The organism is Streptomyces sp. SAS_272 (assembly GCF_052543235.1).
Window position 1 is genome coordinate 81,503 of the sequence record NZ_JBMNDR010000015.1, and the last position, 18,960, is coordinate 100,462.

General features: G+C 72.4%; 15 protein-coding genes. 7 read left to right on the forward strand and 8 right to left on the reverse strand.

The genetic code is table 11. From position 1 onward, the window contains the following. Positions 1-56 precede the first annotated feature (56 nt). Positions 57-1,637, forward strand: coding sequence for an MDR family MFS transporter (locus tag ACN6LD_RS12485; RefSeq protein ID WP_319190225.1), 1,581 nt, complete (start codon positions 57-59; stop codon positions 1,635-1,637). Between the two features lie 471 nt (positions 1,638-2,108). Here ACN6LD_RS12485 and cseC read toward each other — a convergent pair whose 3' ends face one another. The 5 genes from cseC to ACN6LD_RS12510 form a co-directional block, all read right to left on the reverse strand. Continuing rightward, positions 2,109-3,452: a two-component system sensor histidine kinase CseC gene (gene cseC, locus ACN6LD_RS12490; protein ID WP_415924878.1), complete on the reverse strand. Its 1,344-nt coding sequence runs from the start codon at positions 3,450-3,452 to the stop codon at positions 2,109-2,111. A gap of 19 nt (positions 3,453-3,471) precedes the next feature. Then, positions 3,472-4,173 carry a two-component system response regulator CseB gene (cseB, locus tag ACN6LD_RS12495; protein ID WP_266724723.1) on the reverse strand — a complete coding sequence of 234 codons (702 nt, stop codon included), beginning with the start codon at positions 4,171-4,173 and terminating at the stop codon, positions 3,472-3,474. Positions 4,174-4,372: 199 nt separating this feature from the next. After that, entirely contained in the window at positions 4,373-5,017 is a 645-nt protein-coding gene (locus ACN6LD_RS12500) for a hypothetical protein (RefSeq protein WP_319190230.1), read from the reverse strand. A gap of 74 nt (positions 5,018-5,091) precedes the next feature. After that, positions 5,092-5,634: a SigE family RNA polymerase sigma factor gene (locus ACN6LD_RS12505; protein ID WP_057577696.1), complete on the reverse strand. Its 543-nt coding sequence runs from the start codon at positions 5,632-5,634 to the stop codon at positions 5,092-5,094. A gap of 371 nt (positions 5,635-6,005) precedes the next feature. Continuing rightward, positions 6,006-6,938 (reverse strand): HhH-GPD family protein, encoded by a 933-nt coding sequence (locus tag ACN6LD_RS12510; RefSeq protein ID WP_319190232.1) that lies wholly within the window; start codon positions 6,936-6,938, stop codon positions 6,006-6,008. 256 nt (positions 6,939-7,194) lie between these two features. On the opposite strand from ACN6LD_RS12510, the gene ACN6LD_RS12515 reads away from it, so the two are divergent. Next, positions 7,195-8,046 (forward strand): hypothetical protein, encoded by an 852-nt coding sequence (locus ACN6LD_RS12515; RefSeq protein WP_319190234.1) that lies wholly within the window; start codon positions 7,195-7,197, stop codon positions 8,044-8,046. Between the two features lie 115 nt (positions 8,047-8,161). Here ACN6LD_RS12515 and disA read toward each other — a convergent pair whose 3' ends face one another. After that, positions 8,162-9,286 carry a DNA integrity scanning diadenylate cyclase DisA gene (gene disA / locus ACN6LD_RS12520; RefSeq protein ID WP_319190235.1) on the reverse strand — a complete coding sequence of 375 codons (1,125 nt, stop codon included), beginning with the start codon at positions 9,284-9,286 and terminating at the stop codon, positions 8,162-8,164. An 81-nt stretch (positions 9,287-9,367) separates the two neighbouring features. Beyond that, a complete protein-coding gene (gene radA / locus ACN6LD_RS12525) occupies positions 9,368-10,777 on the reverse strand; it encodes a DNA repair protein RadA (protein ID WP_319190237.1) in 1,410 nt (469 codons plus the stop codon). A 216-nt stretch (positions 10,778-10,993) separates the two neighbouring features. On the opposite strand from radA, the gene ACN6LD_RS12530 reads away from it, so the two are divergent. Continuing rightward, a complete protein-coding gene (locus tag ACN6LD_RS12530; protein WP_445043170.1) occupies positions 10,994-12,901 on the forward strand; it encodes a hypothetical protein in 1,908 nt (635 codons plus the stop codon). A gap of 120 nt (positions 12,902-13,021) precedes the next feature. Here ACN6LD_RS12530 and ACN6LD_RS12535 read toward each other — a convergent pair whose 3' ends face one another. Beyond that, positions 13,022-13,891 carry a hypothetical protein gene (locus ACN6LD_RS12535; protein ID WP_415924879.1) on the reverse strand — a complete coding sequence of 290 codons (870 nt, stop codon included), beginning with the start codon at positions 13,889-13,891 and terminating at the stop codon, positions 13,022-13,024. A gap of 71 nt (positions 13,892-13,962) precedes the next feature. Here ACN6LD_RS12535 and ACN6LD_RS12540 point away from each other — a divergent pair, with 71 nt between their 5' ends. The 4 genes from ACN6LD_RS12540 (at position 13,963) to ilvD (ending at position 18,931) form a co-directional block, all read left to right on the forward strand. Beyond that, entirely contained in the window at positions 13,963-14,895 is a 933-nt protein-coding gene (locus ACN6LD_RS12540; protein ID WP_319190240.1) for a Ppx/GppA family phosphatase, read from the forward strand. Between the two features lie 350 nt (positions 14,896-15,245). Further along, entirely contained in the window at positions 15,246-16,304 is a 1,059-nt protein-coding gene (locus ACN6LD_RS12545) for a sugar phosphate isomerase/epimerase family protein (RefSeq protein ID WP_445043171.1), read from the forward strand. Beyond that, positions 16,301-16,906 (forward strand): TetR/AcrR family transcriptional regulator, encoded by a 606-nt coding sequence (locus ACN6LD_RS12550; RefSeq protein ID WP_445043172.1) that lies wholly within the window; start codon positions 16,301-16,303, stop codon positions 16,904-16,906. Before ACN6LD_RS12545 ends, ACN6LD_RS12550 begins: the two co-directional genes overlap by 4 nt. Before the next feature lie 171 nt (positions 16,907-17,077). Further along, positions 17,078-18,931: a dihydroxy-acid dehydratase gene (gene ilvD / locus ACN6LD_RS12555; protein ID WP_319190246.1), complete on the forward strand. Its 1,854-nt coding sequence runs from the start codon at positions 17,078-17,080 to the stop codon at positions 18,929-18,931. Positions 18,932-18,960: the final 29 nt, after the last annotated feature.

The window sequence follows — 18,960 nt, forward strand, 5'->3', positions numbered from 1 at the left end:
AGCCGGGCGGCAAGTAAGTGGCCGGCGGCGGTGAGTGGTCCAGGGGAGTGGGAACGATGGCGGACACGCAGACGACCGATACGGAAGCCGAGAAACAGCCCAGGAGTGTGCGGGTCGTCCTGCTGGCACTCATGATCACGATGATGCTCGCGATGCTCGACAACATGATCGTGGGCACGGCGATGCCGACGATCGTCGGCGATCTGGGAGGTCTCGAACACCTTTCCTGGGTCGTGACCTCGTACACCCTCGCCACCGCCGCCTCCACCCCGATCTGGGGCAAGATCGGCGACATGTACGGGCGCAAGGGCGCCTTCATGGCGTCGATCGTCATCTTCCTGATCGGGTCCGCGCTGAGCGGCATGGCCCAGAACATGGGCGAACTGATCGGCTTCCGCGCGGTCCAGGGCCTCGGCGCGGGTGGTCTGATGGTCGGCGTCATGGCGATCATCGGCGACCTGATCCCGCCCCGCGAGCGCGGCAAGTACCAGGGCATGATGGCCGGCGTCATGGCGCTCGCGATGATCGGCGGCCCGCTGGTCGGCGGCACCATCACCGACAACTGGGGCTGGCGCTGGTCCTTCTACATCAACCTGCCGCTCGGCGTGGTCTCGCTGTCCCTCATCAGCGCCGTCCTGCACCTGCCGAAGAAGCGCTCGCAGTCGAGGATCGACTACCTGGGCGCGACGCTGCTGACCGTCGGCATCACCTCCATCGTCCTGGTCACCACCTGGGGCGGCACGGAGTACGCGTGGACGTCCGCGCGGATCATGGAACTCATCGGGATCGGCGTCGCCTCGCTCATCGGGTTCGTGTTCTGGCAGACCAGGGCTGCCGAGCCGATCGTCCCGCTGCACATCTTCCGCAGCCGCAACTTCACCCTGATGTCGCTCATCGGCTTCATCACCGGCTTCGTGATGTTCGGCGCCACGCTCTTCCTGCCGCTGTACCAGCAGTCGGTGCAGGGCGCCTCCGCGACCAACTCCGGCCTGCTGCTCCTGCCGATGCTCGGCGCGATGCTCGTCACCTCGATGGTCGCGGGCCGGGTGACCACGAACAGCGGCAGGTACTACGTCTTCCCGGTAGTCGGCAGCGCCCTGATGGTGGTCGGCCTGTATCTGCTGTCGACGATGGACACCGGGACCAGCCGTCTCACCTCCGGCGTCTTCATGGCCGTCGTCGGCCTGGGCATGGGCTGCCTGATGCAGATCACGATGCTGGTCGCCCAGAACAGCGTCGAGATGAAGGACATGGGCGTCGCGTCCTCGTCCACCACCCTCTTCCGCACGCTCGGCTCGTCGTTCGGCGTCGCGATCATGGGCGCCCTGTTCAACAACCGGGTCCAGGACGTCATGAGCGAGCGGGCCGGTGCGCTGGGCTCCAAGATCACCGAACAGTCCGCTCAGCTGGACGCGGCCAGCCTGGCGAAGCTTCCGGCTGCGGCCCGTGAGGCCTACCAGCACGCGGTGTCGGCCGGCACGCACTCGGCGTTCCTGCTGGGCGCCGTCGTGGCGGTGGGCGCGCTGGCGGCGGCGGTGTTCGTCAAGGAAGTCCCGCTGAAGGGCGCCGGGCCGCAGAAGCCCGACGCCCCGACCGACGCCACGGCCACCCAGCCGCCCGTGGTCGAGGCCGTCTGACCCGGCCACGACGACCGAAGGCCTCCCGCGGTGTCCGCCCCGGGGGGCCTTCTCCGTGTGCCCGCGTCGGACCTGCCCGGCCCTTAATCCGTCCGGCCCTGGATCCGTCCGGCCGTCTCAGCTGTCCGGCGGTCTCAGATGTCCGGCGGTCGCGCCCGTCGGCTGTGGCATCCGTTCGGTCGGACCCGTCCTGCCGGGGCATCCGGCACTCCGCCACTCCGCCACGCCGTCGGGCCTGGCGGCCCGGTGATCCGGTGGGCCGCCACGGTTGCGCGACTTCCGCGGGCCGGTGGACTTGCGTAGGCCCCGGTGCCTGGGGTGAGGGGGCTTCCGCGGGCCTCGCCGGCCATCCCAGGGGCTCCCGCGGGCTCGCCGCGGCCCCCGGTGAGCCTCCGCGGGCCTCGCCGGCCTCCGGTGAGCCTCCGCGGGCCTCGCCGGCCCCCGGTGTGAGCCTCCGCGGGCCCCGGTGGCCTACGGCATCACCGGATAGCTGCCCGTGTTCGTCGGGGCGTGCTCGGGCAGCCACAGGACGGCGACGGCGCCCTCGGAGGGTATGTGCTCCGCGGCTCCGGCCGGCCGTACGTTGCGAAACGTCAGCCGGGCGCCCAGGACGCGGGCCTGGCCGGCCGCGATGGTGAGGCCGAGACCGTGCCCGCGCCCTGCGCGGTCGATGCTTCCGGTGCGGAACCGGCTCGGCCCCTCGGCGAGCAGGTCCTGCGGGAAACCGGGACCGTGGTCACGGACCCGGATGACCCGCCCCTCGACGCTGACCTGGATGGGCGGCTTGCCGTGCCGGGCGGCGTTGGCCAGCAGGTTGAACAGGACCCGCTCCAGGCGGCGCGGGTCGGTCGTGACCACGGACTCGTGCACGACCCGCACCTCGGCCTCCGGGTCCTTCGCGGCCACCCGCCGGGCCACGAACTCGCCCAGGATGATGTCCTGCAGCTCGGCGCGTTCCGAGGCGCCGTCGAGACGGGCCACCTCCAGCACGTCCTCCACAAGGGTGCGCATGGCCTTCGCCCGGTCCAGGACCAGTTCCGTCGGCCGGCCGGGGGGCAGCAGTTCGGCGGCCGTCAGCAGTCCCGTCACCGGGGTGCGCAGCTCGTGCGCGATGTCCGCGGTGACCCGGCGCTCGGCCTCCAGCCGCTCCTGCAACGTGTCCGCCATGGCGTCCACGGCCCTCGCCAGGTCGTCGGTCTCGTCCCGTACGACCCCGCCGATGGCGTCCCGGACGCGGACGTCCGACTCGCCCCTGGCGACCTGGTTGGCCGCGGCCGCCGCCTTGCGCAGCCGGCGCGAGAGCTGCCCGCCGATCAGCACCCCGAGCGCGCTGCCGCCGAGGACGACCGCGATGGAACCGATCACCAGGGCCTGGTCGAGGTCGTTCAGGATGTCCGTGCTGCGGTCGGTGAACCCGGTGTGCAGGGACAGCACATGCCCGTCCTTGACCGGCACGGCGGCCCAGATGTCGGGCACTGCGCCGGTGTGGTCGGAGACGAACGTGGCCCGGCGCCCCTCCTGCATCTTGTGCCGCAGCGACGTCGGCAGACCGGGGTCGTCGATCTTGATGTTGGGGAAGTTCAGCCGTCCGGACTGCTCGTAGTTGCGTTGGGCGATCTGCACCCGCTCGTCGGCGAGGTCGCGGGCGTTGTCCAGCATGGACACGCGCGCGGCGTTGTGCACGACGAGGCTGAGCGCGACCGCCACCAACGCACCGACCAGCGCGATCGCCGCACTCAGCTTCCATCGCAGCCCCGTGCGGATGCCCGCGCCTGCTGCGCGCGCCGGTACCAGGCGCTCGATCATCCCCCGCATATCCCTGTCCCCGCCCCGCTCAGGCCTTCAACTTGTAGCCGAAGCCGCGGACCGTCTCGATGCGGTCCTGACCGATTTTCGTCCGGAGCCGCTGCACATGGACGTCGACGACCCGGGTGTCGCCGCCCCAGCCGTAGTCCCACACCCGCTCCAGCAGTTTGTCGCGGGAGAGAACCGTGCCCGGAGCGGAGGAGAACTCCAGCAGCAGCCGCATCTCGGTGGGCGTCAGCGCCACCGGCTGCCCGGCCCGGCGCACCTCCATGCCCTCGGTGTCGATCTCGAGGTCACCGAAGGTCAGCACACCCCCGTCGGCGGCGGCCTCGGGCTCGGTGCGGTCACCGCCGCCCGCGTGACCGAAGCGGCGCAGCACGGCGCGGATCCGCGCGACCAGCACCGCTCCGTCGAACGGCTTGGTCACGTAGTCGTCGGCGCCGGCCTCCAGGCCCAGGACGACGTCGATGGAGTCGGCGCGCGCCGACAGCATGATCACCGGCACTGTGGACTCGTCGCGGATGCGCCGGCACAGGCTCACGCCGTCCAGGCCGGGGACCATCACGTCCAGCAGGGCGATGTCGGGTCGGTCGGCCCGGAACGCCTCCAGGCCGGAGAGGCCGTCGGGCATCGCGGTGACCGCGAAGCCGTCCCGCTCCAGGGCGAGCTGGGTGGCTTCGCGGATGACGTCGTCGTCCTCGACGAACAGGACGTGGGTCTGGTCTGCCATCCCGGTGCTCTCAGTTCTCGTATGCGGTCTCGTGCTGCTGTCAGGTGCCTGTCGGAGCGCCCCTTGGAGGGACGCGTGAAGCACGGCGAGCGTTCACTTCCCGTGCCGCCGCCTTGCCCGTCCACTCATTGATCGCACCGAGCACCCCGATCGGTTCACGCCGGCCGGAGGTTTTTCCGATCGCCCGCTTCCTCGCAGGTCAGCCGGTCTCCGGCGCCTGGGTCGGTTCCCCGCCGACGACACTGCTGTAGTCGTTGTGCCAGCTGTACTCCTTCATGAAGCGGCCCGAGGTCCAGCGGTACGTGATCACGTTCTCGCCGGACGGACTGGAGACCGGGTCGCCCTTCTCGTACACCTGCTTGGTCACCACGAGGTCGCCTCGGTCTATCTCCGCATAGACGGGGGGCTCCTCGGCCTTGAACACGTTCTGGTAGCCGTCGTCGCTCTCGCGGTACACGTAGGAGCCCACGCCGACCGCGTCACCGCAGGTCAGCACATTGACGATGACGTCGTCGCCGGTGCTGCCGGTCAGGTTGCCGTAGGAGACGTCGACCGGGTACTCGTCGCCGACGCAGGGCTTGAGGCCGCCCTTGACCTCGGCAGAGACCGCCGGGTCGTCCTTGACGAGCTGGACCGCGTCCGACTGGTCGAGGCTCTCGGAGGAGGCGGCCTGGGGCACAGGCGTGGCGCCTGCCACCGCGTCGCCGTGCGCCGGCCCCTCGTCGCGTGCGCCGGTGCCGCCGGTGGCGCAGGCCGAGACGAAAAGGGCAAGGGCGGCGAGCACGGCCATCGCCGTGGTCGCCGCCTGGATGGCGCCTCGGGCCGGTGTCGGCCCCTGGTGCATGTCGAAGGATCCCCCGGCGCCTCGCCGCCTGCCCCCAGGGCGGACGACGGGGCCATCGACACCGCCCTTGTCGGTCAGGCCGCCGTGCAACGCTCCCGCTCCTCACGCTCCAGCGCGCGTGCGTCCAGGTCGCGGGCCTCCAGCTCCTCGCGGAGCCGGGCGAGCGCCCGGTGCAGCGTGCTCTTGACCGTTCCCGCCGACATGCCGAGGGCAGCGGCGGTCTCCTCCGTGGACATCTGCTCCCAGTGTCGCAGCACCACGACGCTGCGCTGCTTCGGAGCCAGCACTTTCATCGCGTCCATCAGCAGGGCGCGGTCGGCGTGCTGCTCGGTGGAGTCGTCCACCCGGGCGTCCGGGAGCTGCTCGGTCGGCACTTCGTCCAGCTTGCGGGCCCGCCACCACTCGGTGCGCGTGTTGATCATGACCCGGCGCAGGTAGGCGTCCGCGAGTCGCTTGTCCGCGATGCCGTCCCAGCGGCCGTACGTGCGGGCCAGCGCGGTCTGCAGGAGGTCCTGTGCGTCGACCGGGTCCGGGACCAGACGTCGGGCGCTGCGCAGCAGCGCGTCCTGCCGCGTGCGGACGTATTCCTCGAACTCGAGCACCTCGCCCTGCGCCATGGTGAACCCCTCCGTCTTTTCCCCGTTCCGACTGGCTGTCGCCTGCCGGTTCCTGCTGTGGTCGGTGGCCCGGCGTTCTCGGTGGGCACGCAAACGAAGCTACGGAGGTGTTGTCACGGGGCTGTCCGAAGCAGCCTGCGGCTAGCGCTCGGCTGTCCGTCGGTTGTGTAACGGAAATGAGTTCTGGGTAGAGAGGCGGGCGCGATGGTCCAAGTATGGGGCGTTTTGCCCCCTCGTCGTGTGTGACACAGACGCGGTCACGGCTCGGTGAAGTCTGTGAAGGGCGCCGTTGCCTGTGAAGTGACCATGCGTCAGCTCGGCGGCGGTCGGCTCAGCGGCAGGCGGCTCGGCGGCGGTCGGCCGGGTGGCGGTCAGCTCAGCGGCAGGCGGTACAGCCCGCCGGGCAGCGGCTCCACCAGTCCGTCCGCGACGAGCCCGTCCAGCGCACGCGCGCGTTGCACCGGCTCGTGCCACACGCGGTCGAGGGCGGTCTGCGGCACGGGCGTGTGCGCGTCCCGCAGGACGGCGAGGAGCTTGCCCCTGACCTGCCGGTCGGTGCCGGCGTACGTCTGACCGCGGCGCGGCGGACCGTCGTGCTCCGGCTTGCCCGCGAGCCGCCACGCGCACAGCGCGGCGATCGGGCAGCGCACGCACGTCTCGTTCCTGGCCGTGCACACGAGCGCGCCGAGCTCCATGGACGCCGCCGCCCAACGCGCCGCCGTCGGCTCGTCGTCGGGCAGCAGGGCCCGGGCGAGTTTGCGCTCGGCGGCCGTGGTGGCGTTCGGCGGGTACTGCACGCCCGTCACGGCGCGCGCGAAGACGCGGCGGACGTTGGTGTCCAGAACGGCGTGCCGCTGCCCGTACGCGAAGGAGGCGACGGCCGCGGCCGTGTACTCGCCGATCCCGGGCAGCGCGAGCAGCTGGGCGTGGCCGGACGGCACGTCGCCGTCGTGCCGTTCCGTTATCGCCGTCGCGGCGCCGTGCAGCCGCAGGGCGCGGCGCGGGTAGCCGAGCCGCCCCCAGGCGCGTACCGCCTCGCCCGGGGCCTCGGCGGCCAGGTCGGCGGGGCGCGGCCAGCGGGCGAGCCACTGCTCGTAGACCGGCAGGACCCGGCTGACCGGCGTCTGCTGGAGCATGAACTCGCTGACCATCACGCCCCACGCGCCGGCCTCGGGGCGTCGCCAGGGCAGGTCGCGGGCGTTGTCGTCGAACCAGTCGATCACGGGGGAGTGCAGGTCCGCTCCGAGGACGTCGGCGTCGGTCCGGGCGGGGCTGCTGTGCGGGGGCTTCGTGGGCGCAGTCATGACTCTTCCGATCCTGCCATGCCCACCGGCGCCCGCGCGTGCACCGCCACTCGGCCGGGACGGGCGCAGGGGCGCTTCACGCGCGCGTGCCGGAGGTGAGGCCGTGGGTGCGGCGGGGCGATCGTCAAGGAGCGATGACCTCGCGGGCGGAAGTCGGGCGTGCGAGAACGGTTTCCGGGATGATGATCCGGAAAAGTTGTGTTCCCAGCGGCGGGTGGGGCCGGTGAACACCACGATCTCTCGTACAGTTTGCGCCGTGGGATCTCTGCGCAATCCGGTCGGGCCGCTTCCCTCCTCCATCTACTGGCGACGGAGGGTCGTACTGCTGTCCGTGTTCGCCCTGTTGGCGTTGCTGACCTTGTGGGTGGTCACCTCGGGCGGGGGCGGCGGCAGGAACGGCGCCGGCAAGGGCAACGGCAAGAACCCCGCCTCGTCCATCACGCCCGGACCGTCCGGATCCGGGCCCGCGATCAGCCAGAACCCGGGCGGACGCGACGAGTCGGGCACGGGGTCCACCGGCGGATCGGGTGCGGACGCGGGCGCCGGTTCAGGCGGTTCGGGCGGTGGCTCGGCCGGCGCCGGCGCCGGAGACACCGACGACGGCGCCAACGGCAGCGGTGACGGCAATGCGGCAGGCGCCGACGCGAACGGTGCCGGCGGTGGCGGCGCGGGTACCGCCACGACGCTGCCTGTCGGCACCACTCTCCCCGACTGCACCGCGGGCGCGGTCACTTGGACGCTGCGCAGCGTCCGCAACGACTACTCGCCCGACCAGACGCCGACCTTCCAGCTGATCGCGAAGAACAGCTCGGCGAGCGACTGCAAGGTCGATCTCGGCCCGAAGCGGGCGGTGCTGACGATCACTCAGGCGGCCGGCGACGAGGACTACTGGTCCTCCGCCGACTGTCCCAAGGTCTCCGGGAGCCTGCTGTACCGGGTGCCGGCCGGGCAGAGCTTCACCTACACCGTGAAGTGGGACCGCAGGCCGAGCGCCCCCCAGTGCGCGACGCCGCCGGCCGGGACGGCCAAGGCCGGTACGTATCTCCTCGAGGCGCAAGCCCCTGGCTTCGCGAAGGCGCAGGCGTCGTTCGTGCTCAAGGACGACTGAGCGCGCCCGTTCGCCTCACCCGCGCACGCCTCACCCGCGCCCGCCTGACTCGCGCTCGCGCCATCTTCCGCGATCGCGCCTCCGGCGGTCACGTGCCGCCGCAGGCGGGGACGGTCTAGACGTAACGCTCCAGGATCGAGGACTCGGCCAGTCGGGACAGGCCCTCGCGGACGCTGCGGGCCCGCGCCTCGCCCACGCCGTCCACCGTCTGGAGGTCGTCGACGCTCGCGGCGAGCAGTTTCTGCAGGCTGCTGAAGTGCTCCACGAGACGGTCGATGATGGCCCCCGGGAGGCGCGGCACCTTCGCCAGCAGGCGGAAGCCGCGTGGGGACACCGCCGAGTCGAGTGCCTCGGGGGAACCGGTGTAGCCGAGCGCGCGGGCGACCGTGGACAGTTCCAGGAGCTCGGCGTGGGTGAGCGCGTCCAGTTCGTGCAGCGCCTCGTCGACCGTGCGGGAACGCTTGGCCGTCGGCTCGGGGACGTAGTCCCGGACCACCAGTTCGCGCTCCGGCTCCACGCCCGCGATCAACTCGTCGAGCTGGAGGGCGAGCAGTCGTCCGTCCGTGCCCAGTTCGACCACGTATTCGGCGATTTCGGTGGCGATGCGGCGCACCATCTCCAGCCGCTGAGCCACCGCGGAGACGTCCCGGACCGTCACCAGGTCCTCGATCTCCAGCGCTGACAACGTTCCCGCGACCTCGTCCAGGCGGAGTTTGTAGCGCTCCAGGGTGGCCAGCGCCTGGTTCGCGCGGGACAGGATCGCCGCCGAGTCCTCCAGGACCCGGCGCTGCCCGTCGACGTACAGGGCGATCAGACGCATGGACTGCGAGACTGAGACGACCGGGAAGCCGACCTGCTTGCTGACCCGGTCCGCCGTGCGGTGCCGGGTGCCGGTCTCCTCCGTGGGGATCATGGGATCGGGCACCAGCTGGACGCCGGCCCGGAGGATCTTCGACAGGTCGGAGGAGACCACGATGCCGCCGTCGAGCTTGCACAGCTCACGCAGGCGCGTGGCGGCGAACTCGACGTTCAGGACGAACCCGCCCGTGCACATCGCTTCGACCGTCTTGTCGGAGCCCAGCACGATCAGCCCGCCGGTGTTGCCGCGGAGGATCCTCTCCAGGCCGTCGCGCAGGGCCGTGCCGGGGGCCACCGCGCTCAGCGCGGCGCGCATCAGGCCGTCGGGACCGGAACTCCCACCGGACTTTCCGGGAGCTGCCGCCCGGTCGTTGGCTGCCACTGCACTCCTCCGGTCACTGGGGTCTGGGGCGTCCCCGTTTCGCGCACTCGTTCGTACGGACGGGCGAGACCAGGGCAAAGTCTACCGGCGGTCTTCCGCGTCCTGTGGGGCCTCTCGGCGACGGGAGCGCGGCAGGACCCGCAGGGCGTCCCCCATGTCGGCCACTTCCAGGACCTTCATGCCCGCGGGGATCTTGCCGGGATCGCCCGGTACGAGCGCGTGCGTGAAGCCCAGCCGGTGGGCCTCGGCGAGCCTGCGCTGGACGCCCGTGACCCGTCTGACCTCGCCGGCGAGGCCCACCTCGCCGATCGCGACGAGGTTCTTGGGCAGCGGGGTGTCACTGGCGGCGGACGCCAGCGCGAGGGCGATGGCCAGGTCCGCGGCGGGCTCCGAGAGCTTCACGCCGCCGACCGTCGCCGAGTAGATGTCCCGCTTGCCGAGCGCGCTGATCCGGCCGCGCTGCTCCAGGACGGCCAGCATCATCGAGACGCGCGAGGTCTCCAGGCCGGACGTCGTGCGGCGGGGGGAGGGGATCTGGGAGTCGACGGTGAGCGCCTGCACCTCGGCGACCAGGGGCCGACGGCCCTCCAGGGTGACCGTCAGACAGGTGCCCGGGACCGGTTCGTCACGACGGGTCAGGAAAAGTCCGCTTGGATCGGCGAGGCCCGTAATGCCCTCGTCGTGCAGTTCGAAGCAGCCGACCTCGTCGGTCGCGCCGTACCGGTTCTTGACTCCGCGCACCAGGCGCAGCCGGGCGTGCCGGTCGCCCTCGAAACTCAGGACGACGTCGACGAGGTGTTCGAGGAGGCGCGGGCCGGCGATCGCGCCGTCCTTCGTGACGTGGCCCACCAGCAGCGTGGACATGCCGCGGTCCTTGGAGGCGCGGATCAGGGCGCCCGCGACCTCGCGGACCTGGGCCATGCCGCCGGGCGCGCCGTCGATCTCCGGGGAGGCCACGGTCTGCACGGAGTCCACGATCAGCAGGGACGGCTTGACCGCGTCCAAGTGGCCGAGGACGGCGGCCAGATCGGTCTCCGCCGCCAGGTACAGGTGGTCGTCGATGGCGCCGATGCGGTCGGCGCGCATCCGGACCTGCGAGGCGGACTCCTCGCCCGTCACGTACAGGGTGCGGTGCTCTTCGCTCGCCGACTTGGCGGCCACGTCCAGCAGCAGGGTCGACTTGCCGACGCCCGGCTCGCCCGCCAGGAGCACGACCGCGCCGGGCACGAGCCCGCCGCCGAGGACGCGGTCCAGCTCGGCCACGCCGGTGGGGCGGGCGGTGGCCTGCCGCCCGTCGACCTGGCCGATGGGCAGCGCGGAGGTGGTGACGCGCCCCGGCGCCGTGGTGCGGACCGCGGGCGCGCCGTACTCCTCGACCGTGCCCCAGGCCTGGCACTCGGGGCAGCGGCCGAGCCACTTGGCCGTCTGCCAGCCGCATTCCGTGCAGCGGTAGGACGGACGGTCCTTGGTGGTCTTCGTACGGGCAGCCATGGGGAAACCGTAACCGCCCGCACCGACAGCCGGACCTGCCTGTGGACGAAGGGGGCGCGAAACACAGGCGCCCCCTGTGAATCAGCCACGTCCCCTCACGAACGAGCCACGCGTCCCCCCTGGGCGGTCCCCTTTTGAGGGATCGTTTCACCCGTACGGATTAAAAGGACTCAAGGGACAAGAAGACCTGGTTCCGTGCCGCCTACGGTCGCACGGGTGATGAGCAGCAGCCCGGAAACCTCGACCCGCACGACCGGCGCGCACCGGGCGCACCGGGAGGCGCGCGACGGCGCTGCGGCGCGCACGCTCGCGCAGCGGCCGCCCACGCGCTACGAGCCGTACCTGGACGGCCTGTTCACCTACTGTCTGTCCGTTCTGTGCGACCACGAGGCGGCCACCGCGGCCCTCGCCGACGCGCTGGCGTTCGCCGAGCGGCGCGGTCAGCGCGGTCCGGACGCCACGGGCGACCGCAGGGCCTGGCTCTACGCCCTGGCCCGCTGGGCCTGTCTGCGCAAGCTCGCCGAGGCCAGGCAGAGTCACCGGAGCGCACACGCGGCGCACCGCGACGGCCGCCGCAGGCAACCGGGTCCGCAACCTGGTGCGCAACCGGGGACCGCATCCCTGTCCGCTGCCCCATCCGCTGCCCCGTCCACCGCCCCGTCAGGGTCGACGCCGTCAGGGTCCACGCCGTCCGGGTCCGCACCGTCCGCCCAGTCCGCCCGGTCCGCACGCTCGGCCACGGCCGCCGTGCCCGACGCCGACCAGGAGCGGCAAAGGCGCGAGCTCTCCCGGCTGGCCTGGCCGGAGGCCGCCGGCACCACCCCGGAGCAGCGCGAGGCGCTCGAACTCGCGGTGCGTCACCACCTCGCCGTCCACGAGGTCGCCGCCGTCCTCGGCAAGGACCTCGCCGCCGCCCGCGAACTGCTCGCCACGGCCGCCTGCGAGGTGGAACGCACGCGTGCGGCCCTCGCCGTGGTCGAGACCGGCGGCTGTCCCGGCGTGGCGCGACTGACCGGCGGGAACCAGTTCGTGCTCAACGCCGCGCTGCGCCGTGAACTCGTCCGCCACGTCGACGACTGCCCCCACTGCCGGAGGGCCGCCGGACGCGCCGTCCCCGGTCGATGGCCCGGCGCCGGCGTCACTCCCGCCGAGCTGCCCGTCCTGGAAGCGCCCCGCGCGCGGCTGCACTTCGCCATGAACCACCTTCCGCGCGCCCGGCGGACCGCCCTGCCGCGCTACGACCGGCGCGGCTTCCCGATGGACCCCAAGGACCACGCCGCCCGCCGGGAGCGGCTGCGCGCGCGTGCCGTCACGACCACCGTCGTCGCCACCGTCGTCGCCGCTCCGGTGCTCGCCCTGTGGGCGGCCTACCGGGGGACGCCGACGGGAGAGGGCCCCGAGGGACGCTCGGCCGGCGTCAGCGAGGCGCACGGCTCCGACAGCCTGGACGGCGAGACGGAGGGCTACGAGAACGCCGGGAACGTCAGCACCCGCCCCCGGAGCGACCGCGCGAAGGGCGACGACCCGGACGTGTCCGTGGAGGTCGTCAGCGTCACGGGACTCGGCGAGAGCGCCGCCGGGCGGCTCTCCGTGACGGCCGCCACCCACGGCGACACCACGCTCGTCACCCTGACCGCGGACGCCGAGGCGGACGGTCCGGTCCGCTGGTCGGCCCTCACCCCTGCGCCCTGGCTGTACCTGAGCCGGTCCGCGGGCGTGCTGCGGCCCGGCGAGTCGGTGACGGTGAAGGTGTATGTGGATCATCTGCGCGAGCCGGCCGGGCCATGGCACGCACGCGTGGCGATCGCCCCGGCGGGCGCCGTCGTCTCCATCGGGGGCTACGGCACCGCTCCCGGCCCGTCCGGACCCGGACCCGGAAACGGACCCGGAAACGGACCCGGAAACGGTCCGGGACACGGCCCCGGTACGGGCCACGGCGACCCACCGCCGGCCACGGACCCGGAACCCACGCCCACGACGCCGTCCGGACCGGACCCGACCCCCGCCGACCCGCCCTCCGGATCCGATCCGGACCCGACCCCGGCCGACCCGACCCCGACCGACCCGGAGAGCCCGCCACCGCCCACCGGCGACGGCGACCCCCCGGGCCCGGCGACGTCCTGAGCCGCGCCGGTCATGCCTTCCCCGGGTCTTCGCCCACGTCGTCGCCCACGCCTTCACTCACACCGCGGCGCGATCCGGGCGCGCCGCGGGCACCCGTCCCGGCGGGCGCTTGGCGGACGCTCAGGCTGTCGGGCGCGCCGGGTCCGCAGGGTGCGGGGCGAGGAGCGGGAGCTGCCCGGCGAGGCGTTCCTCGCACAGTTCGACCAGGCGGTCGTAGCCGGCCTTGCCCATCAGCTCGGTCAGCTCCGGCCGGTAGGAGACGTACACCGGGTCGCCCGCGCCGTGCGCCGAGGTCGCCGACGTGCACCACCAGTGCAGGTCGTGGCCGCCCGGGCCCCAGCCCCGCCGGTCGTACTCGCCGATCGACACCTGCAGCACGCGCGTGTCGTCGGGCCGGTCGATCCAGTCGTACGTCCGCCGCACCGGAAGCTGCCAGCAGACGTCCGGCTTGGTCTCCAGCGGTTCGCGGCCCTCCTTGAGGGCCAGGATGTGCAGCGAGCAGCCCGCGCCGCCCGCGAAGCCCGGACGGTTCTGGAAGATGCACGAGCCGTTGAACGGGCGGGTCTGGCGCGAGCCCTCGTCGTCCTCCGCGATCCAGCCGTCCCGTGTGCCCTCGGCGTGGTGCTGCCAGATGTCGGGGGTGAGCCTCGCCACATGCCCGGCGACGCGCTTCTCGTCGTCCTCGTCGGAGAAGTGGGCGCCCAGCGTGCAGCACCCGTCGTCCGCGCGGCCTGCCTGGATGCCCTGGCAGCCGCTGCCGAAAATGCAGTTCCAGCGAGAGGTCAGCCATGTCAGATCGCAGCGGAAGACCTGTTCGTCGTCCGCCGGGTCCGGAAACTCCACCCACGCGCGCGCGAAGTCGAGCCCCTTCTCGTCCGCTGCCAGGGTCGCTTCCAGGGCCTTCTTCGCCTTCTTGGCTGCCGTCACCGCGTCCGCCCGCGAAGAACCGCCGGTGGATTTGTCGGTCTTCGCCTTTTTCGTCTTTGGCACCCGTCCAGGGTAAGTCGCCGGAAGCCGCTTCGGGGCCGGAGCACGGCCGCACGGGCAGTAGCGTGCCCTACATGAGACTCGGTGTCCTCGACGTGGGATCGAACACGGTGCATCTGCTGGTGGTGGACGCCCACCCCGGCGCGCGGCCCCTTCCCGCGCACTCGCACAAGGCGGAACTGCGCCTCGCCCAACTCCTCGACGAGGACGGGGCGATCGGCGACGACGGCATAGAGCGGCTGATCACGGTCGTCCACGAGGCGCTGCAGGCCGCCGAGGACAAGGGCGTCGAGGACCTGCTGCCGTTCGCGACCTCCGCGGTGCGCGAGGCCACCAACGCCGACGACGTCCTCGCGCGCGTGCAGGCCGAGACCGGTGTGGAGCTCCAGGTCCTCACCGGCGCCGAGGAGGCCCGCCTCACCTTCCTCGCCGCCCGCCGCTGGTTCGGCTGGTCGGCCGGCAAGCTGCTCGTCCTGGACATCGGCGGCGGCTCCCTGGAGATCGCGTACGGCATGGACGAGGAGCCCGACGCGGCAGCGTCCCTGCCGCTGGGCGCCGGCCGCCTCACCGCGGGCTGGCTCCCCGGCGACCTGCCCGACCCCGAGGACATACGCGCCCTGCGCCGTCACGCCCGGGCGCAGATCGCCCGCACGGTCGGCGAGTTCAGCCGGCTCGGCGCCCCCGACCACGTCGTCGGCACCTCGAAGACCTTCAAGCAGCTCGCCCGCATCGCCGGCGCGGCCCGTTCCACCGAGGGCCTCTACACGCAGCGTGAGCTCAAGCGGGAATCCCTCGAGTCCTGGGTGCCCCGCCTCGCCGGCATGACGACCGCACAGCGCGCGGAGCTCCCGGGCGTGTCCGAGGGCCGCGCCAACCAGCTCCTCGCCGGCGCGCTGGTGGCCGAGGGGGCGATGGACCTCTTCGGAGTGGAGACACTGGAGATCTGCCCCTGGGCGCTCAGGGAGGGCGTGATCCTCCGCAAGCTCGATCACATGGCGTCCACCTGACCGGAACGGCCGGAGGGGCCGCCGGACGGGCTGGTGGACGAACCGCCGGACGGCGCGGCGAAGAGGCCTGCGCCGAGGACTGACGGACATCCCGGGGTCAGGTACCGACGTACGAGCCGCCGCCCGGTACCGACGTACGAGCCGCCGCCCGGTACCGACGGACAGCCCGCCGCCCGGTACCGACGGACAGCCCGGCGCGTCGGCCTCCCATCCCCTGGATGCGCTGTCCCTCATGTGGGGGCGCGGCCGGCGGGCCGCACGACCCCGGCGGGCGCGCGTACCCGTGGGGAACACCACAACGGCGATCGGGCGCGCGGTTCCACCCGACCGCACCCCGTAACCTGTCCCCCATGGCAGAGCCAGTCGTGCGGATCCCGGATGCGAAGGTCGCCCTGTCGACGGCCTCGGTCTACCCGGAGTCGACGGCGACGGCCTTCGAGATCGCCGCGCGCCTCGGATACGACGGCGTCGAGGTCATGGTCTGGAACGACCCCGTCAGCCAGGACATCGACGCGCTGCGCAGGCTCAGCGACCACCACCGCATCCCGATCCTCGCCGTTCACGCCCCCTGTCTGCTGATCACGCAGCGGGTGTGGTCGACCGACCCGTGGACAAAGCTCCAGCGGGCCCGTGCGGCGGCGGAGAAGCTCGGCGCGAGCACGGTCGTCGTCCACCCGCCGTTCCGATGGCAGCGCCAGTACGCGCGCGACTTCGTCACCGGCATCTGGCGGATGGCCGACGAGACGGACGTGCGGTTCGCCGTCGAGAACATGTACCCGTGGCGCTACCGCGACCGCGAGATGCTCGCCTACGCGCCCGACTGGGACGTCACGAAGGACGACTACCGACACTTCACGATCGACCTCAGCCACGCCTCGACGGCCCGCGCGGACGCGATGCAGATGGTCGACCGCATGGCCGACCGGCTGGGCCACGTCCACCTCGCCGACGGAAACGGTTCGGCGAAGGACGAGCACCTGGTGCCCGGGCGCGGCTCCCAGCCCTGCGCCGAGCTGCTGGAACGGCTCGCGCTGACGGGCTTCGACGGGCATGTCGTCATCGAGGTCAACACGCGGCGCGCGATGTCCGGCGCCGAACGCGAGGCCGACCTGGCGGAGGCACTCGCCTTCACCCGCCTGCACCTCGCGTCGCCCTCCTCGCCCTCCTCGCCCTCCTCGGCCTCCCCGCCCTCTTCGTCCGACATGCCGTTCACGGCCGCCTCTCCGGCGCCCCCGGCCTCCCCGGGCGGCCCGCCCCCGCCGGAGTCGTCCTCGACGCCTCCGGGGCCCTCGACGCCCACGGGTTCCTCGGCGTCCGACGGCGCCTCGGGGCCTGCGATGCCGTCCTCGAGGTCCTCCTCGCCGAAGTCCCCGGCCGGGTTCCGGCGTCCGAAGGCCCGCCGCCGATGACCGGCGTCACGGCCCGCAGGCGGGGCCGCCCCCCGCGCGCGGAGTCGGCGGACACCAGGGACCGCATTCTGGCGGCCGCCCGTGAGGAGTTCTCCGAGCGCGGCTACGAGAAGACGTCCGTTCGCGGCATCGCGAAAGCGGCCGGTGTCGACCCGGCTCTCGTGCACCACTACTTCGGCACCAAGGAGCAGGTCTTCGAGGCCTCGATCGAGGTGGCCTTCGCCCCCGCGCTCAACGCGCCGGAGGCGGTCGCCGACGGGCCCCCGGACCAGGTCGGCGAGCGGCTCGCCCGTTTCGTCCTCGGCGTCTGGGAGAACCCCACCACCCGCAAGCCCCTGCTGGCGATCGTGCGCTCGGCCGTCAACAACGACACCGCGGCCGCCGTCTTCCGCCGCCTCGTCGTCTCGCAGCTGCTGCGCCGCATCGCCGCCCAGCTCGACCTGCCGGACGCCGAGCTGCGCGCCGAACTCGCGGCGGCGCAGCTGGTCGGCTGCGCGATGCTGCGGTACGTCATCAAGGTCGAGCCGCTGGCCTCGGCGGATCTGGAGCAGATCATCGCCCGGGTGGCGCCGGTCGTGCAGGGCCACCTGACGGGACCGTGAGCCGCATCCCGCAGCCCGCAGCCCGCAGCCCGCAGCCCGCACAGCCCGCAGCCGGCAGGCGTGAGACATTCGTCCCGGTATACGGACACGGTGTCCGCCCTCTGGATGACCGGCGTACGCTCGTTAGCAGTCAGAAGTCTCTGATCGCAGTCTCTGAAGGAGCGAGCGACGATGCCCGAGCTGAGGTCCCGCACAGTCACCCACGGCCGCAATATGGCGGGCGCCCGCGCCCTTATGCGCGCTTCCGGTGTACCCGGTGCGGACATCGGCCGGAAGCCGATCATCGCGGTGGCCAACAGCTTCACCGAGTTCGTGCCCGGGCACACGCACCTCCAGCCGGTCGGCCGGATCGTCAGCGAGGCGATCACCGCCGCCGGCGGCATCCCGCGCGAGTTCAACACGATCGCTGTCGACGACGGCATCGCGATGGGCCACGGCGGCATGCTCTACAGCCTGCCCTCCCGCGACCTGATCGCCGACAGCGTGGAGTACATGGTCGAGGCGCACTGCGCCGACGCCCTGATCTGCATCTCCAACTGCGACAAGATCACCCCGGGCATGCTGAACGCGGCCCTGCGCCTGAACATCCCGACGGTCTTCGTCTCCGGCGGCCCGATGGAGTCCGGCCGCGCCACGCTCGTCGACGGCACGGTCCGCACGCTCGACCTGGTCGACGCGATCTCCGACGCCGTCAACGACAAGATCTCGGACGAGGACATCCTCCGTATCGAGGAGAACGCCTGCCCGACCTGCGGCAGCTGTTCCGGCATGTTCACCGCCAACTCGATGAACTGCCTGACCGAGGCCATCGGCCTCTCGCTCCCCGGCAACGGCTCGGTCCTGGCCACCCACACCGCCCGCAGGGCGCTGTACGAGGACGCCGGCCGCACGGTGATGGACATCACCCGCCGCTACTACGAGCAGGACGACGAGACGGTCCTGCCGCGCAACATCGCCACCATCGCGGCCTTCGAGAACGCGATGGCCCTCGACATCGCGATGGGCGGCTCGACCAACACGATCCTGCACCTGCTGGCCGCCGCCCAGGAGGCGGGCGTCCCGTTCGGCCTGGAGGAGATCAACGAGGTCTCGCGCCGCGTGCCCTGCCTGGCCAAGGTCGCGCCGAACGTCGCGAAGGACCGCACGTACTACATGGAGGACGTGCACCGCGCCGGCGGCATCCCCGCCCTGCTGGGCGAACTGCACCGCGCCGGCCTGCTCAACGAGGACGTGCACTCGGTCCACAGCCCGTCCCTCGGGGACTGGCTGAAGACGTGGGACGTCCGCGCCGGCTCGCCGTCCCCCGAGGCCCTGGAACTCTGGCACGCGGCCCCCGGCTGCGTCCGCTCCGCGGAGGCCTTCTCCCAGTCCGAGCGCTGGGAGGCGCTGGACGAGGACGCCGAGGGCGGCTGCATCCGCTCCGCCGAGCACGCCTACAGCAAGGACGGCGGCCTCGCCGTCCTGCGCGGCAACCTCGCCGTCGACGGCTGCGTGGTCAAGACGGCCGGCGTCGACGAGTCGATCTGGACCTTCGAGGGCCCGGCGGTCGTCTGCGAGTCGCAGGAGGAGGCCGTCGAGAAGATCCTCAACAAGCAGGTGACGCACGGCGACGTCGTCGTCATCCGCTACGAGGGCCCCAAGGGCGGCCCGGGCATGCAGGAGATGCTGTACCCGACGTCCTTCCTCAAGGGCCGCGGCCTCGGCAAGACCTGCGCCCTGATCACCGACGGCCGCTTCTCCGGCGGTACCTCCGGCCTGTCCATCGGCCACGCGTCCCCCGAGGCGGCCTCCGGCGGCACGATCGCCCTCGTCGAGGACGGCGACCGCATTCGCATCGACATCCCGAACCGCACCATCGAGCTCCTCGTGGACGACGCCGAGCTCGCCCGGCGCGAGGCTGCCCTCGGCGGTGTGTACGCCCCGAAGAACCGCGAGCGCAAGGTGTCCGCCGCCCTGCGGGCCTACGCCGCGATGGCCACGAGCGCCGACAAGGGCGCGGTGCGGGACGTGTCCAAGCTGGGCTGACGCCCGACTCCCGACGTCCTGAGGGCCGT